The sequence below is a fragment of the Mesorhizobium sp. dw_380 genome (assembly GCF_018588885.1).
Taxonomy (GTDB): domain Bacteria; phylum Pseudomonadota; class Alphaproteobacteria; order Rhizobiales; family Rhizobiaceae; genus Mesorhizobium.
Genome location: NZ_JAFFIW010000003.1, coordinates 121637 through 138508, shown reverse-complemented (window position 1 = coordinate 138508; position 16872 = coordinate 121637). Strand labels below are relative to the sequence as shown.

Annotated in this window: 16 protein-coding genes; 7 read left to right on the top strand and 9 right to left on the bottom strand. The window is 63.3% G+C overall.

Features of this window, described 5'->3' with window-relative positions; all coding sequences use genetic code 11:
• The first annotated feature begins 28 nt into the window (after positions 1-28).
• From JT360_RS03970 to JT360_RS03945, 6 genes are all read left to right on the top strand, one after another.
• Positions 29-946 carry an AraC family transcriptional regulator gene (locus JT360_RS03970; RefSeq protein WP_214470248.1) on the top strand — a complete coding sequence of 306 codons (918 nt, stop codon included), beginning with the start codon at positions 29-31 and terminating at the stop codon, positions 944-946.
• A gap of 240 nt (positions 947-1186) precedes the next feature.
• Positions 1187-2461 carry an ABC transporter substrate-binding protein gene (locus JT360_RS03965; protein WP_214470247.1) on the top strand — a complete coding sequence of 425 codons (1275 nt, stop codon included), beginning with the start codon at positions 1187-1189 and terminating at the stop codon, positions 2459-2461.
• A gap of 133 nt (positions 2462-2594) precedes the next feature.
• On the top strand, positions 2595-3461 hold the full coding sequence (locus JT360_RS03960; RefSeq protein ID WP_214470246.1) for a carbohydrate ABC transporter permease: 867 nt from the start codon (positions 2595-2597) through the stop codon (positions 3459-3461).
• Positions 3458-4270: a carbohydrate ABC transporter permease gene (locus JT360_RS03955; RefSeq protein ID WP_214470245.1), complete on the top strand. Its 813-nt coding sequence runs from the start codon at positions 3458-3460 to the stop codon at positions 4268-4270. Before JT360_RS03960 ends, JT360_RS03955 begins: the two co-directional genes overlap by 4 nt.
• A gap of 15 nt (positions 4271-4285) precedes the next feature.
• On the top strand, positions 4286-5332 hold the full coding sequence (locus JT360_RS03950; protein WP_214470244.1) for an NAD(P)-dependent alcohol dehydrogenase: 1047 nt from the start codon (positions 4286-4288) through the stop codon (positions 5330-5332).
• Positions 5333-5334: 2 nt separating this feature from the next.
• Complete coding sequence (locus JT360_RS03945) at positions 5335-6420, top strand: ABC transporter ATP-binding protein (protein WP_214470243.1); 1086 nt, start codon at positions 5335-5337, stop codon at positions 6418-6420.
• 131 nt (positions 6421-6551) lie between these two features.
• On the opposite strand, the gene JT360_RS03940 is transcribed toward JT360_RS03945, so the two are convergent.
• The 9 genes from JT360_RS03940 to gcvA form a co-directional block, all read right to left on the bottom strand.
• Positions 6552-8138 carry an FGGY-family carbohydrate kinase gene (locus JT360_RS03940; protein WP_214470242.1) on the bottom strand — a complete coding sequence of 529 codons (1587 nt, stop codon included), beginning with the start codon at positions 8136-8138 and terminating at the stop codon, positions 6552-6554.
• Positions 8135-8818, bottom strand: coding sequence for an HAD family hydrolase (locus tag JT360_RS03935; protein WP_214470241.1), 684 nt, complete (start codon positions 8816-8818; stop codon positions 8135-8137). Before JT360_RS03935 ends, JT360_RS03940 begins: the two co-directional genes overlap by 4 nt.
• Positions 8819-8833: 15 nt before the next feature.
• Positions 8834-10312, bottom strand: a complete 1479-nt coding sequence (locus JT360_RS03930; RefSeq protein ID WP_214470240.1) for a mannitol dehydrogenase family protein — start codon at positions 10310-10312, stop codon at positions 8834-8836.
• Between the two features lie 162 nt (positions 10313-10474).
• Positions 10475-11245, bottom strand: a complete 771-nt coding sequence (locus JT360_RS03925; protein ID WP_214470414.1) for an L-iditol 2-dehydrogenase — start codon at positions 11243-11245, stop codon at positions 10475-10477.
• A 2-nt stretch (positions 11246-11247) separates the two neighbouring features.
• On the bottom strand, positions 11248-12246 hold the full coding sequence (locus JT360_RS03920; protein WP_214470239.1) for an ABC transporter ATP-binding protein: 999 nt from the start codon (positions 12244-12246) through the stop codon (positions 11248-11250).
• Positions 12247-12295: 49 nt separating this feature from the next.
• The gene (locus tag JT360_RS03915; protein WP_214470238.1) at positions 12296-13120 is read right to left on the bottom strand and encodes a carbohydrate ABC transporter permease; all 825 of its coding nucleotides are present in this window, start codon (positions 13118-13120) and stop codon (positions 12296-12298) included.
• 11 nt (positions 13121-13131) lie between these two features.
• On the bottom strand, positions 13132-14004 hold the full coding sequence (locus JT360_RS03910) for a carbohydrate ABC transporter permease (RefSeq protein WP_214470237.1): 873 nt from the start codon (positions 14002-14004) through the stop codon (positions 13132-13134).
• 122 nt (positions 14005-14126) lie between these two features.
• Positions 14127-15437: an ABC transporter substrate-binding protein gene (locus JT360_RS03905; protein WP_214470236.1), complete on the bottom strand. Its 1311-nt coding sequence runs from the start codon at positions 15435-15437 to the stop codon at positions 14127-14129.
• Positions 15438-15662: 225 nt separating this feature from the next.
• Positions 15663-16568 (bottom strand): transcriptional regulator GcvA, encoded by a 906-nt coding sequence (gene gcvA, locus JT360_RS03900; protein ID WP_214470235.1) that lies wholly within the window; start codon positions 16566-16568, stop codon positions 15663-15665.
• A 110-nt stretch (positions 16569-16678) separates the two neighbouring features.
• On the opposite strand from gcvA, the gene JT360_RS03895 reads away from it, so the two are divergent.
• The gene (locus JT360_RS03895; protein ID WP_214470234.1) at positions 16679-16864 is read left to right on the top strand and encodes a hypothetical protein; all 186 of its coding nucleotides are present in this window, start codon (positions 16679-16681) and stop codon (positions 16862-16864) included.
• Positions 16865-16872 lie beyond the last annotated feature (8 nt).

Genomic DNA, 16872 nt, shown 5'->3' with positions numbered 1-16872 from the left:
GAGGTGCCACGAGAAACCAGGAGGCAGGATGCAGTTCAAGCGCAGCAGGAACCCCGTTGCAACGCTGCGCACGGCGCCGGCCTTCGAACATATCGTCACCGAGGCGAGCGACAGTTTCCTGTGGCGGCTGGATGACTATCCTTGGGAGCGCAATGTCTGGAATTTTCATCCGGAGTACGAAATCCATCTGCTGCGCAAATCTTCCGGCGTGGTCCTGGTGGGTGATCACATCGGCGAGTTCGGGCCGGGCTACCTGACCATTGTCGGTGGCGGCCTGCCGCATGACTGGGTGACGGCGGTGCAGCCGGGCGAGTTGATCGAAGGCCGCGATATCGTGCTGCAGTTCGATGCGCAGAGGCTGCGCGGCTCGGCGGGCCTGCTGCCGGAGCTGCGCGAACTGGAGCCGTTCCTGGAACGGTCTCTGCGCGGCATGGTCTTTCATGGCCGCACCGCGCTGGAAGGCGCCGAGCTGATGGAGCGGATGGGAACGGTGCATGGTCTCGCCCGCCTCTGCCTGTTCCTCGAACTGGTCGACCTCTTGGCCAGGACCGATGAATATGAGCTGCTGTCGTCGCCGGATTTCTCGCCGGTTCTCGACGCTGCCTCGCTCGACATCATCCAGCGCACGCTGACTTATCTGTTCCAGCATTTCGCCGAGGATCTGAAACTGCCTGATGTGGCCGAACTCGCCGGGATGACCGAGAGCACGTTCTCGCGCTTCTTCCAGAAGAACACCGGCAACTCCTTCAGCGACCACCTCGCCAAGCTCAGACTCTGGCAGGCCTGCAAGCTGCTGGCCGACACTGACATTGCGATCACCGACATCTGTTTCCAGGTCGGCTACATGAACATCTCGAACTTCAACCGCGCCTTCCTGCGCAAGCACAAGATGACGCCGTCTTCCTATCGCAAGCTGTCGCGGCAGCGGCTGGCGATGCGCGCATAAGCACCCTCTAAAATCAACGGTTTAGACGCGATCGATACTCGTGTGACAGACTTCGTCACACGGCACCGTATTTTGCGCTGCACAATGCATAAAAGTACAGGTTTACTGCAACGAGGCTTCTAGCTTGGCGTGATTGAACTCCGCATTTTGGCGACGGGTGGCATGTCGCTCGGGCGATGGTGAGGATCGCATGACCCGAGGACTTGCGCTTCCCGCGAGTGTTCCTGGAGGAGAAAATCAATGAAACCAATTCGGCTCGCTGCGGGCTTGGGCGCAGCTTTCGTGCTTTCCGCTACTGTATCAACCATTGCGCTGGCGCAGGCGCCGGTCTGCTCGGCCCCGGTCAAGGTGCTGGCGCAGCCGCGCGACGGCCTGACGCTTCTGGAGGACTCCAAGGCGGAGTTCGAGAAGCTCGCCGGCGCCGGCTTCCAGATCGACTATTTGAACGAGAACGACCGCCGGGCGAAATCACGCGCCGATGCGTCTACCGTCGGCAACTACAACGTCTACTATGTCGACGAAGCCAACGTCGCGCTCTTTGCATCGTCGAAATGGATCGTGCCGCTGACCGATTATTATCCGGCCGACTATGATTACGCCGACTTCGATCCAGGCCGCCAGAAGGTCGCGACCTATGACGGCAAGGTCTGGTTCGCGCCGCTGACCGGCGGCGGCGACCTGATGGTCTACCGCAAGGACGTGCTTGAGGCCGCCGGCATCCAGCCGCCCAAGACCCTGGACGAGCTGATCGCCGACGTGCCGAAGCTCACCAATCCGGACAAGGGCATGTACGGCATCGCGCTGCGCGGCGCACGCGGTTCGGGCGCCAATGTCTGGCGCTGGATGCCGTTCTTCAAGGCCTATGGCGGCCAGTGGTTCGACGGCGACAAGCCTGCCTTCAATTCGGACGCCGCCGTCAAGGCGACCGAGGCCTATCTGAAGCTGTTCAAGGATTCGGCGCCCGGTACGCAGACCGGCAGCTGGGATGAATCGACCGGCGCCTTCCTGTCGGGCCAGGTGGCGATCCTGGTCGAATCGACGCCGCTGTCGGGGATGTCGGTCGACCCGAAGACGTCGCAAGTGGTCGGCAAGATCGGCTTCCTGCCGCCGCCCTCGCCGCTGCCCGGCGGCGGTTACGGCCATGGTCTCGCCATCGCGGCGAAGGCCAATGCGGACGACGCCTCGAAGAAATGCGCCGGCCTGTTCATCGCCTGGGCAACCTCGAAGGAAAACGAGAAGCGCCGGCTCGACGCCCATCAGTTCGGCGAACTGAACCGCACCAGCATCCTGTCCAGCAAGGAATTCGCCGACATCTACGGCGCCGATCTCGGTCAGGCGCTCGCCGCGACGGGCAAGGTCACGGCGGTCAATTTCTGGCAGGACCCACGCTGGCCGGATCTCGGCGACCGCTGGGGCATCATCCTCGAGGAACTGGTCACCGGCACCCGCACCGACGTCAAGGGCGGCCTCAACGAGCTCGAGGCCTACGCCAACGAGCTGGTGAAGAAGAAATAGAGCCATCCTCCCGCCCGTGGCGCGCGGTCCGCGGCATTGCCTGCAATGCCGGGACCTGCGCGCCGCGGGAACGTTTGCTCCCAAGGGAGAGATCATGCCGACACGATCGAGACGCAAGCGAGGATAGATGCCAATGGCCCGACGCACGTCGCTCCCTGTCACCTTCGTCGTTCCGACCATCGCCATCCTTCTGGTGCTGTCTATGGTGCCGACGCTCTACGCCATTGTCATCGCCCTGCAGAATCGCGAGTTGAGCACGCCTGATTATTCCTGGGTCTGGCTGTCGAACTTCGTCGACCTGTTTCTCGACCGCCGCTTCCTCAACGCTGTCTGGGTGTCGGTGAAATGGGAGATCGTCACCGTGGTTGCGACCATGGTGGTGGCGATCGGGCTCGGCGTGCTGATGTTCGAGGTCGCGTCGCCGCGCCAGCGCAATGTCTACTGCCTGCTGTTCATCATCCCGGTGCTGCTGCCGCGCGTCTCGGCGGCCTTCGTCTGGAAGTTCGCCTACCATCCGCTCTACGGCATCGCCACCTACCCCTACCGGCTCATCACCGGCGGGCTGATCTTCGATCCGCTGTCGAAGCCGGCGACGGCATTGTTCGCCGTCGCTTCGGTCGATGTCTGGCAATGGGGCCTGTTCTTCGCCGTCATCGTCTTGAAGCTTTTGGAGACGCTGCCGCCGCAGCCGATCGAGGCGGCGCGGCTCGACCATGCCAGGCGCTGGCAGATCCACGCCTACGTGACCTTGCCGATGCTGAAGGCGCCGCTGATCAGCCTGATGTTCGTCAAGATGATCGAATCGCTGCGCTCCTTCGACCTGATCTATGTGATGACCCGCGGCGGTCCGGGCGTCGCGACCGAGACGCTCGACATGTACGCCTTCTCGCAAGGCTTCATCGAGTCCGGCAAGGTCTCCTACGCGTCGGCCATGGCCGTGCTGATGATGATCGCCACCGTCATCACTTTCACCATGCTGTGGAAGCGGGTGCAGGCATGAAACCGGGACGCCTGATCGGCAAGACTATCCTGGCGTTTGCCGGCTTCCTGGCCGTGTTTCCGCTGCTGTGGACGGCGCTCAATTCGCTGAAGAACAATGTCGACATCATCACCCGCGTCCCGCGCCTGGTGTTCACGCCGACACTTGCCAACATCAGCTATATCCTCGGCCGCGACAGCGTCATGACCGGCCTCTGCAACTCGGTCGTCGCTTGCGGCTCGGCCGTGTTGATCGGCGTGGTGCTTGGCCTGCCGGCGGCCTATGCGGTGGCGCGCTATCCCAACCGCTGGGCCGGCGACATCCAGTTCTTCGTGCTGTCGCTGCGCTTCCTGCCGCCGGTGGCGGTGGCCATCCCGCTGATGGTGATCTGGCTGCAGGTCGGCCTCTATGACACGCTGCCGGCGCTGATCATCACCTATTCGCTGCTTACCATCTCGGTGATCATGTGGCTCGCCATCCCCGCCTTCCAGGCTGTGCCGAAGGAGATCGAGGAAGCGGCCTTCGTCGACGGCTACGGCGCCTATTCTGTGTTCTGGCGGATCGCGCTGCCTGTGGCGGCCCGCTCCTTGGCAGGGGCGATCGCCTTCAGCTTCGTGCTGGTCTGGAACGAATTCCTGATCGCGCTGATGCTGTCGAGCTCGAATGCCAAGACCTTGCCGATCGTCGCCTCGGAACTCTCCCAGCAAGGCATGAACGTGCCGTGGGGCATCCTCAACGCCTCGGTCGTGCTCCTGTCGCTGCCGCCGCTGCTGTTCCTCGGCGTGCTCAGCGGCTTCCTGAATTCCGTTTTCCGGCAAAAAAAGACTTGATGTGAGGACTACCCGATGCGGGCTTTGGTGCTTGAGAAAAAAGGTGAACTGTCGCTGCGCGAGATAGCGTTGCCGCTCGACGTGGGACCGGACGATGTCAGGATCGCCATCCACACGGTCGGCGTCTGCGGCAGCGACGTGCACTACTACACACATGGCGCGATCGGCAGCTATGTCGTGCGTGCGCCGATGGTGCTCGGCCACGAAGCCGCGGGAGTTGTTGTCGAGACCGGCGCCAACGTCACGGCGCTGAAGGTCGGCGACCGCGTCTGCATGGAGCCGGGCGTGCCGAACCTGTCGTCGCGCGCGACGAAGCTCGGCATCTACAATGTCGACCCGGATGTCCGCTTCTGGGCGACGCCGCCGGTGCACGGCGTGCTCGCGCCCTATGCCGTGCATCCTGCCGCCTTCACCTACAAACTGCCGGACAATGTCTCCTTCGCCGAGGGCGCGATGGTCGAGCCCTTCGCCATCGGCATGCAGGCGGCAAGCCGTGCCCGGATCGTCCCGGGCGATGTCGCCGTCGTCGTCGGCTGCGGCCCGATCGGCATCATGATCGCGCTGGCCGCCCTTGCCGGCGGCTGCTCGAAAGTGCTGATTTCCGACTTTTCAGCGCCCAAGCTGAAGATCGCGGCACAGTATGCGGGTATTGTGCCGGTCAATATCGGCGAGCAGTCGCTGGTCGATGCGGTCGCCGCCGCGACAGACAATTGGGGCGCCGACATCGTTTTCGAAGCCAGCGGCAGCCCGAAGGCGTTTGCCGATCTGTTCGATGTCGTGCGGCCGGGCGGCGCGGTGGTGCTGGTCGGGCTGCCGGTGGAGCCGGTGGCCCTCAACGTGCCGGCGGCCATATCCAAGGAAGTGCGGATCGAGACGGTGTTCCGCTACGCCAACATCTTCGACCGCGCCCTGCAGCTGATCGCCTCCGGCAAGGTCGACCTCAAGCCGCTGATCACCGGCACCTATGATTTCTCAGACAGCATCAAGGCGTTCGAGCGGGCGGCCCAAGGCAACCCTGAAGACGTCAAGCTGCAGATCCTGCTGGCCGGCGAGAAGGGCTGATCATGTCCGCGATCGTTTGCTCCCATGTCGACAAGGCCTATGGCGCCACGACCGTCATCCGCGACCTCAACCTCTCGATCGAGGAACACGAATTCGTCGTCTTCCTCGGCCCGTCCGGCTGCGGCAAGTCGACATTGCTGCGGATGCTGGCAGGCCTGGAGGATATCAGCGGCGGCGAGGTCTCGATCGGCGGTAAGGTCGTCAACGATCTCGATCCGGGCGATCGCGGTATCGCTATGGTGTTCCAGAACTACGCGCTCTACCCGCACATGACGATCTTCGACAACATTGCCTTCGGTCTGCGGCGCCAGAAGGTGCCGGCGGCCGAGATCCGGAAGCGGGTCGACGCGGTGTCCAGGACGCTCGGGCTGGACCCTTATCTCGGCCGCAAGCCGGCCGAGCTTTCCGGCGGCCAGCAGCAGCGCGTCGCCATCGCCCGGGCCATGATCAAGACGCCCAAAGTGTTCCTGTTCGACGAGCCGCTGTCCAACCTCGACGCCAAGCTGCGCAACCATATGCGCGTCGAGATCGCGCGGTTGCACCAGTCGCTGAAGACCACCACCGTCTACGTCACCCATGACCAGCTGCAGGCGATGACGCTCGCCGACCGCATCGTGCTGCTCAAGGACGGTTTCATCGAGCAGATCGGCTCGCCGGCGGAAATCTATCGGCGTCCCGGCAATATGTTCGTGGCCGGCTTCATCGGCACGCCGAACATGAATTTTATCGAGGTGACGATTGCCCGGGCCGCGAATAGCTGGACGTTGACCGGCGCCGGAACGGTGCTTTCGACGGACGGCTCGGGCTTCCATCTCCAGCATGGCGATCGCGCGGTGCTCGGCATCCGGCCTCCGGACCTGAAGACGGCAAACGACGGTACCGCCAGCATTTTGCAAGGCACTGCCGATCTCATTGAATTCCACGGCAATGATGCGCTGGTGACATTCGGCTCCGGCGGCAAGGAGATCAGCGCGCTGGTTCCGGCACGCGAATGCCCGGCGCTGCATGCGCCTGTCCGCTACACGTTCGAGGCGGAAAGCATCCACCTGTTCGACGCGACGTCGGGCGCGTCCCTGCGCAAGCAATAGCGCGCGACGCTTTCCTCTAGAGGGGTTCACCGTTTCACGGAAACGGTGAACCCCTCTATCTCTTTGTTTTGACGCAATTTCGGACGGAAAACCGCTTCACACTTTTCCTGGAATTGCTCTAAACGAGGCTTTCAGTGGATCTCGTCGAGCGCTTGCCGCTGCCGGTGCATCTCCAGGAAAATCCGGTAGTCGCGATCGAAGCGGGCGCCGGCTGCCGGGTTGGCGGCGCGCGTCTTGCCGCCTTGCTGCATGGCAAGACAGGCGGCATTGAGGTCGGGGAAAAGCCCAGCGGCGGTCGCGGCCACCATGCCGGTGCCGAGCAGCACCGCCTCGTCGGCCAGCGGCTCGATCACCGTACAGCCGGTGGCGTCGGCATAGAGCTCCATCAGCAGCGGGTTCTTGGTGTGGCCGCCAGTGACATGCAGCGTGTCGATGAGGTAGCCGTTCTCGTTCAACGCCTCCAGCACATGGCGCACGCCGAGCGCGATGCCGACGGCCGTGCGCCAGTAGAGCTTGCACAGGCTGTCGAAGGAGGAATCCAGCGTCAGCCCGCTGACGACGCCGACGGCGTGCGGGTCGGCGAGCGGCGAGCGGTTGCCATGAAAGTCCGGCAGCACATGCAGCCTTGCAGCCAGGTTCTCGCCCTCGATGGCCCGCAGTTCGGCGACACGCCTGGCGATTTTGGCATGCATGGCGGCGTCCGGCTCGCCGCCGGCCCCGTGCCAGCGGATGATGTGGTCTAGCAGGGCGCCGGTGGCCGACTGGCCGCCTTCCGACAGCCACAGCTTCGGCAATGCGGCACCGTAATAGGGGCCCCAGACGCCGGCGAAAGGCTGCGGGTCGGGCGACATCGCCATGACGCAGCTCGATGTGCCGGCGATCAGCGCCAGGTGCCGCCCGATATTCTGCTCGTCTCCGGCAAAACCGCCCAGCACGCCGAGCGCGCCGGCATAGGCATCGATGACCCCGGCGCCGACCCGGCAGTTCTCCGTCAGGCCAAGCTCGGCCGCTGCCTGCGGTGTCAACTTGCCGATATCGGTGCCGACCGGGCTGGCCCGCTCCGGCAAATTGCCGTGCTCAAAGAGGTCGCCGAGGCCGACGATTTCGAAGAAATCGCGCTGCCAAGCGGGGTCCTCATGCGCCAGATAGGTCCATTTGGCGGTCAGCGTGCATTGCGAGCGGGCCAGCGAACCGGTCGCCTGCCAGGTCAGGAAATCAGTCAGGTCGAACAGATGGCCGGCTTCATTCCAGGTGCTGGGCAGATTACGCTTCAGCCACATCAGCTTCGGGGTCGCCATTTCCGGCGACATGACGCCGCCAATATAGTTGAGCACCTCGTGGCTGCTCGCCGTGCACTCGTCGGCTTCGGCAATGGCGCGGTGGTCGAGCCAGACGATGGTGTCCCAGCGTCTGTCACCCGACGTCGAGACGCTGAGCTGGCCGCCCTGCCGGTCGCGCACGACCAGCGAGCAGGTGGCGTCAAAGGAGATGCCGACAATGTCTTGCGCCGCGACGCCAGCCTTTTCGCGCGCCGCACGCACCGCGGTGCACACGGCCGACCAGATATCGCGCGAATCATGCTCGGCGTGATCGGGCTTCGGCTGGTTCATGGCGATCGGCCGCTCGGCGCGGCCGAGCAAGGTGCCACTGGCGTCGAGAATGCCCGCACGAGCGCTCCCGGTGCCGACATCGACCGCGCAAACAAATTGTTTCGTCAAGATGCTCTAACTCTCGCTCCCAGGCCTGCAATCAGATCGGGCAATTGCAGCATGTCAGCGAATATAAAGTCCGGTTCACTCGACGCAAGCCGCGCTTTCAGCGCGGGGTTGCCGGCATGCGCGCCGCCGGTGAAGGCAAAGACCCGCATGCCAGCCGCGCGCGCCGCAGCTACGCCGGCCGGACTGTCCTCGATGACGAGGCATTCGCGCGGATCTGCACGCATGGCGGTGGCGGCATGCAGGAAAAGATCGGGCGCCGGCTTTCCCCTGGCCACCATGGCGGCGCTGAACAGATGCGGCTCCATCAGCCCAAGCAGGCCGGTGACGTCGAGCGCATAGCGGATGCGTTCCAGTGTCCCGGACGAGGCGACGCAGAAGGGCAGGCCGAGCTTCGGCAATATCTCCTTGATGCCGGGGATAGGCTTAAGCTCCTCGCGGAACTTTCGCATCAGGTCGACGCGCATGGCGGTGAGATGCTGGTCGCTGATCTCCAGGCCGAAGTCGCGGCCCAGGATCTCGCGCACGCTTTTCATGCTCTTGCCAAGGAAATGCTCGTAGGCGGCGTCCTCGCCGATACTGCCGCCGGCAAGTTCGATCATGCCGAGCAGCGCCGAGACGGAAAGCGCTTCGCTGTCCACCAGAACGCCATCGCAGTCGAAGATGACTAGTTCAGGCGTCATGATGTCGAACGGCTCTCAGAGCTTGCCGGCGAGATAGCGTGTCAGCGTGACGCGCGCGCCGTCAGCCCATAACACGGTGAGCGCATGGGCAAAGGCCTCGACGAACGCCGTCGCGCGGCCGACATCGCCATAGATGTCTTCCATGGCCAGCCAGGCGGCCGGGGCCTCCTTTGCGGCCTTTGCCGTCGCCTGCAGCCGGTCCCAGCTCGGGTCGTTGGGTTCGATGACGGCGCCGCTGTCGGTGGTGCCGAAGCAGTAGCGGCACCACAAGGCCGATTCCAGCGCCAGCCCGGCGACACCCTTTCCCGCCTTCAGCCGGTCGGTGATGGTCGGGATGATGAATTTCGGCTGCCGGTTGGAGCCATCAAGGCAGAGCCGGCGCACCGTGTCGCCGATCTTGGGATTGGAGAAGCGTTTCTCGATGAGCTGGTAATAGTCCTCCAGCACCGTATCCGGCACCGGCGGCACAGTCGGGATGATCTCGTCATGCTCGAGCTTGTCGAGAAAGCCGCGCACCAGCGGCTCCTGCATCGCCTCATGGACGAAATGGATGTCCATCAGCCCGGCCGGATAGGCAATGGTGGCATGACCGCCATTGAGGATGCGGATCTTCATCAGTTCGTAAGGCGCAACATCCCTGACGAACTGCACGCCGACCTTTTCCAGCGGCGGACGACCATCGGTGAAGTGGTCTTCGAGCACCCATTGCCGGAACGGCTCGCAGAACACCGGCCAATTGTCCTCGACGCCAAACTCCTTGGCCAGGATACCGCGCTCACGATCGGTGGTGGCAGGCGTGATGCGATCGACCATGGCATTGGGGAAGGCGACGTGTTCGCCGACCCAGGTCGCCAGGTCCTCGTCGATCAGCCGCGCCAGCCCGATGACGCCATCCGACGTGACATGGCCATTGTGGGGAATGTTGTCGCAGGACATCACCGTGAACGGCACGGTGCCCTCGTCGCGCCGGCGCACCAGCCCGGCGAGGATGAGGCCGAACACCGTTTTCGGCGTTGCGCCCGGTTGCGCATCGGCGACAATGTCGGGATGGGTCGGGTTGAAGACACCTGAGGCCGGGTCGATGAAGTAGCCGCCTTCGGTAATGGTCAGCGAAACGATCTTGATCGCCGGATCGGCAAGCCTTTCGATGATGCCGGCCGCATCGCCGGGCATCAGGAAGTCGATCATCGCACCGGTGACACGAGCGCTCATATGACCCTCGTCCTGCTCGACCACCGTGGTCAGCCAGTCCTGCTCTTCCAGCTTGCCGCGGCCGATCTTCTCGCCCTCGAAGACGCCGGCGCCGACCAGCGCCCAGTCATGGCCGAGGCCTGAATTGAACAAATCGTCGAGATAGACGGCCTGGTGCGAGCGATGGAAATTGCCGACGCCAAAATGCACGATGCCAGCTTTGAGCGCCGCGCGATCGTATGTCGGACCAGCGACCCCGGCGGGCAGGTCCGCGAGATTGGCAGAAGAGAGTTTCACGGTCATCTGTTTACCCTTTGGCCGGGCCGCGGCCTGCGTTACTCCCCTCTCCCTTCATGGGGAGAGGGTACGGGGCGGCACATACCTTTCGAGGTAGATGCTGCCGTCACCTTGATATTTGGCCTCTTCCCCCCGCGGAGGTACGGGCAGAAGAGGCCGCCCCCGCCCTCAACTCATCCACTGGCCGCCATCGACATTGTAGGTCTGGGCGACGATGTATTCGGCCTCGCTGCTGGCGAGGAACACCGCCATGCCGGTAAGGTCCTGGGCTGTGCCCATGCGCCCGTAGGGCACGGCCTCGCCGACCAGTTTCTTCTTCTCGCCCTTCGGCCGGTTTTCGTATTTGGCGAACAGTGAATCGACGTGGTCCCAATGCTCGCCATCGACCACGCCGGGCGCGATGGCATTGACGTTGATGCGGTGCTTGATCAGGTCCAGCCCCGCCGACTGTGTGAGCGAGATGACGGCGGCTTTGGTGGCGCAATAGACGCCGACCAGGGCCTCGCCGCGCCGTCCGGCCTGGCTCGCCATGTTGATGATCCTGCCGCCCCGGCCAGCGGCGATCATCGAGCGGGCCGCGGCCTGCAGCATGAACAGCGTGCCGGCGACATTGACGGAAAACAGTTTGTCGTAGCTCGCCCTGGTTATCTCGACGATCGGCGCCAGGTCGAACAAAGCGGCGTTGTTGATCAATATGTCGAGGCCGCCGGCGTTGGTCTCCACGGCCTTGACGGCTGCATCGATGGACGCCTGATCCGTGACATCGAGTTTGACGGCATAAGCGTTGCCGCCGATCTCGGCAGCCGTCTTTTGCGCGGCCTCGAGGTTGATGTCGGCAATCGCAACGATAGCGCCTTCGCCGACATAGGCTTCGGCGAAGGCCCTGCCGATGCCACGGGCCGAACCCGTGATCAGCGCCGATTTGCCGGCCAGGCGCATGCTCACATCGCCTTTCCGTCAGCGCCGAAGCGATGCAGTTTGGTCTTGTCGGGGGTGAGATAGATGGTGTCGCCGTGACGGACGGTCAGCTCGCCGTCTGCACGCACCGTCAGCGGACCGACGCCGTCAGCTTGAACGTGCAAGAACGTGTCGGATCCCAGATGCTCGGCAACGCCGACGGTCGCCTTCCATTCACCCGCCGTGGTCGAGATCTCCAAGTGCTCGGGACGGATGCCGATTGTCTTGGCGCCATATTTGGCCGCCGGCGCGCTTTCGATCAGGTTCATCTTCGGTGAGCCGATGAAGCCAGCGACGAACAGGTTGCGCGGCGTCTTGTAGAGCTCCATCGGCGAGCCGACCTGCTCGATATTGCCGGCATTCAGCACGACGATCTTGTCGGCCATGGTCATGGCTTCGACCTGGTCGTGGGTGACGTAGATCATCGTCGTCTTGAGCTGGTGGTGCAGTTCGCTGATCTCCAGCCGCATCGTGCCGCGCAGGGCTGCGTCAAGGTTGGACAGCGGCTCGTCGAACAGGAAGGCCGAGGGTTGGCGCACGATGGCGCGGCCGATGGCGACGCGCTGGCGCTGGCCGCCGGAGAGCTGGCCGGGCCGCCGCTCGAGATAGTTGGTGAGGTTCAGCACACGCGCCGCATCCTTCACCTTCTTCTCGATGGTGGCCTTGTCCTCGCCAGCCATCTTCAGCGGGAAGGCGATGTTCTTGGCAACAGTCATATGCGGGTAGAGCGCATAGGACTGGAACACCATGGCGAGTTTGCGCTTGGCCGGCGCCTCGCCGGTGACGTCACGGCCGTCGATGTTGATGGTGCCGCCGCTGGTGTCCTCCAGCCCGGCGATCAGCCGCAGCAGCGTGGACTTGCCGCAACCCGACGGGCCGACGAAGACGACGAACTCGCCATTTTCAATCACCAGGTCGAGGCCAGGGATGATGGACGTCGATCCGAAGGACTTGGAGACGTTCTTGAGCGTGATGTTTCCCATGGTTTTCCTCCCCGAGGGCTATTGTGCGACGTCCATTGCTTGCGGCGTATTACTTCACAGCACCAAAGGTCAGGCCGCGCACCAGCTGCTTCTGGCTGAACCAGCCCATGATCAGGATCGGTGCGATCGCCAGCGTCGAGGCTGCCGAAAGCTTGGCCCAGAACAGGCCTTGCGGGCTGGAGAACGAACTGATGAAGGCGGTGAGCGGAGCAGCATCCGTGGTGGTCAGGCGGATCGTCCAGAACGCCTCGTTCCAGGCCAGGATGATGTTCAAGAGCATGGTCGACGCGATGCCAGGCACCGCCATCGGGGTCAGCACATAGATGATCTCGTTCCACAGCGACGCGCCGTCCATGCGCGCCGCCTCCAGGATTTCGCCCGGGATTTCGCGGAAGTAGGTGTAGAGCATCCACACCACGATCGGCAGGTTGATCAGCATCAGCATGACCATCAGGCCGATGCGGCTATCGAGCAGTCCGAGATTGCGGAAGATCAGGTAGATCGGGAACAGCACGGCCACCGCCGGCATCATCTTGGTGGACAGCATCCACATCAATATGTCCTTGGTCCGCTTGGTCGGCGAGAAAGCCATCGACCATGCCGCCGGTATGGCGACCAGCAGGGCGAGGATGGTCGAGCCGACGGACAGCAGCACCGAGTTCAGGAAGAACTTGAAATAGCCGCTCTGCGCCTGAACCTCGGTATAGCTCTCAAACGTCCCCGACGGGATCAGGTTGAAGCCCTGGATCGCCTCCTGTTCCGACTTGAACGAGGTGATGATCGTATAGAGGATTGGAAAGAAGATTAGCAGCGCGACGATCCAGGCGGCAGCGGTCGCGATTGTCTTGTGCTGGGTGGTGACTGCACGTGCCATCTTGTCCTCCCTTACTTGTCCAGGTTCTTGCCGACGGCGCGCATGGCGAAGAAGGCAACGATGTTGGCGAGAATGACAGCGATGATGCCGCCGGCGGATGCCTGGCCGATTTTGAATTCCAGCAAGGCCTTCTGGTAGACGAGGAAGGGCAGGTTGGTGGAAGCGTATCCCGGACCGCCATTGGTGGTGACGAGGATCTCGGCATAGACGGAAAGCAGGAAGATCGTCTGGATCAGGATGACGACGGTGATGGCGCGCGACATGTGCGGCAGCGTCAGATAGATGAAGCGGCTGATGAAGCCGGCGCCGTCCATCTCGGCGGCCTCCTTCTGCTCACCGTCGAGCGATTGTAGCGAGGTCAGGAGGATCAGCGTCGCGAAAGGCAGCCACTGCCAGGCGACGATGATGATGATGGCGGTCAGCGGATGCTGCCCGAACCAGTCGATCGGCTGGGCGCCGAAGAAGCGCGCTATGTCGGCGAACACCCCGTATTGCGGGTGCATGATCATGTTCTTCCAGACCAGCGCTGCCACCGGCGGCATGACGAAGAAGGGCGAGATGACGAGGATGCGCACAATGCCCTGTCCCCACATCGGCTGATCGATCAGAAGCGCCAGCAGGATGCCGCCGACCACCGTGATGACAAGCACGCTGACGACGATGGTAAGCGTGTTGAGGATCGACTGCAGGAAAGCCGGATTGGAATAGAAAAGCGCGTAGTTGGAGAGGCCGACGAACCCGTCGCGCATCGGGTTGAGCGGATTGTACTGCTGAAAAGAGAACCACAGCGTGAGCCCCAGCGGAACAACCATCCAGACCAGCAGCAGCACAACGGATGGCGCCATCATGAAACGGGCAAGCGAATGGGTCTGCTGAGTAGCCATGACGGTCACCCTTCAAGGATTGGACTGAATTTTCAGAGGCGTTCAAGACGGCCGCCCGAACTGGGTTTCGGGCGGCCGTTGCCGGCCAGCAAACTGGCCGGCATTCGGCACCGGGAGGAGCCTTACTTGATATACCCGCCTTCGGTCATCGTCGCGGTGGCGGCGTCCTGGGCCTGCTTCAGCGCATCGTCGACACTCGACTGGCCGGCAAGAGCCGCCGAGAAGAGCTGGCCGACTGTGGTGCCGAGGCCCTGGAACTCAGGAATGGCGACGAACTGGACGCCGACATAGGGCACCGGCTTGACGGTCGGATGCGTCGGATCGGCTGCGTTGATGGAGTCCAGCGTCATCTTGGCGAACGGAGCCGCCTTCTGGTACTCGGGGTTGGCATAGAGCGAGGAACGCGTGCCCGGAGGAACGTTGGCCCAGCCTTCCTTCGAGGCTACGAGCTCAGCGTAATGCTTGCTGGTCGCCCAGGACACGAACTTCTCGGCGGCATCGGCCTTCTGCGTACCGGCCGGAATGGCCAGCGACCATGCCCACAGCCAGTTGCCGCGCTTGCCCAGGCCATTGTCGGGGGCCAGCGCATAGCCGACCTTGTCGGCGACCTTCGAGGCCTTCGGATCGGAGACGAAGGATGCCGCGACGGTGGCGTCGATCCACATGCCGCACTTGCCCTGCTGGAACAGCGCCAGGTTCTCGTTGAAGCCGTTGGACGAAGCGCCTTCCGGACCGTCGGCCTTCATCAGATCGACATAGAACTGCAGCGTCTTCTTCCACTCGGGTTGGTCGAACTGCGGCTTCCAGTTCTCGTCGAACCAGCGCGCGCCGAAGGAGTTCGACATGGCGGTCAGGAAGGCCATGTTCTCACCCCAGCCGGCCTTGCCACGAAGGCATACGCCGTTCACGCCGCTGGCGCGGTCGGTCATCTTGTCGGCGGCCTGCTTGATGAAGTCCCAGGTCGGCGCGTCGGGCATCTTCAGCCCGGCCTTGTCCATCAGGTCCTTGCGGTACATGACGAACGAGCTCTCGCCATAGAAGGGCGCGGCATAGAGCTTGCCGTCGACGGATAAGCCGCCGGCGATGGCCGGGATGATGTCCTTGGCGTCGTAGTCGGCGCCGAGCTTGTCGAGCGGCAGCAGCCAGCTCTGCTTGGCCCAGATCGGAACTTCGTACGTGCCGATGGTCATCACGTCATACTGGCCGCCCTTGGTGGCGATGTCGGTGGTGACGCGCTCGCGCAGCACGTTCTCTTCAAGTGTCACCCAGTTGAGCTGGATGTCGGGGTTCGCCTTGGTGAAGTCGTCGGTCAGCTTCTGCATGCGGACCATATCGCCATTGTTGACGGTGGCGATGGTGATGGATTCGGCGTGTGCGGCGAAAGCGAGGGCGCTTGCCGACAACAGGCCCAGGGTGAGCGTGCGAAGTTTCATCAAATTCCTCCCATAAACCAAGATGAGCATTTGCCTTGGCTGTGAGCAATTACTCACTTGCCGAGAATTATGTCAAGCCGGATTCGATGCTGCAGCGCAGCACCGGGCTTGCCCGATAGATGACGGACGCCTGGAAATTTGAGACGGCGAGAGCCGCGCCCGTGGCGGATGCCGGGCGACTGAACAGGAAGGCTTCCCAGGCTTGGAGCGGCAGCGCGAAGCCTGTCAGCAGGCGATCTCGGCCAGGATCCAGTCGCGGAAAGCGCGGATCTTAGGGACATTGCGGCGCGCCTCGGGGTAGACCAGCCAGTAGGCATGGCCGTCGTCGCCAACCAGGTCGAAGGGCTGGATCAGGCGGCCGTCGGCGAGTTCGGCCTTGAACAGCGCCCGGGTCAGGATCGCCACGCCGTGGCCGGCGATGGCCGCATTGGCCTCATAGGCCTGCGCGCCCATGCTGCTGCCGGGTCGGCTGGCAAGGTCGTGCGAGTGCACGCCGGCAGCCTCGAACCACTGCGTCCACCAGATGTCGCCGGGATCGAGGATAGGCAGACGCAAAAGGTCGGCCGGCTCGTTGACGCCGCCGATGCTCGCCGCGAGCTTCGGGCTCAGCATCGGCGTGAAATCGGCATCGAGCAGCTTGTGGGCTTCCAGCGCCGGCCATTTGCCGCCGCCCGAGCGGATGGCGAGGTCAACATCCTCGCGGGCGAAATCCGTCAGCCGGCTCGATGTATCGAGCCGCACCGCAAGGGTTGGATGGGCCATTTGGAACGAGCCCAGATGATGCGCCAACCAGTTCGAGGCAAAGGTCAGCACCGTGGTGACGCACAACAGCCCGTCCGCGCCGCCACGCGCCGCCGCATAGGCCTGGCCAAGAATGGCGAACGCCTCGCTGACGGCCGGCGCCAGCCGTTGGCCGGCTTCGGTCAGTTCGATCTGGCGCGGCCGGCGCAGGAACAGCGGCGAACCGACGCGCTCTTCCAGCACCTTGATCTGATAGCTGACGGCGGCTTGCGTCATCGCAAGCTCCACGGCGGCCTTGGTGAAGGAAAGGTGCCGCGCCACCGCTTCGAACACCCGGATCGCCTGCAGCGGCGGGAGCTGCGAAACCTGCCGCGAGCCGAGATCGGGCATAAAGCCTCCTTATAGGTCCTTATCGACGTTCGATTGGCAAAGCTGGCCGGCTAGACCGACATTCAATGTCAACCCGTCATTCGGGTTCAAGATAGTGAAGGTTGACGATCATGACCATGGCGCAGCAAAAATGCACTCCGGCTCCCGATCATCGCTGGATTTCGTGGCTCGCGGACGGATTCGGCTGGTTCGCGGCTAGGAAAAGGGCGCATCTCGACATCAGGGACCTGTCGCCGCATCTGCAGCGCGATCTCGGCTTCCTCGATGGCAACGATCCCTTCGGGCGGCACAGATAGCCTTGCAG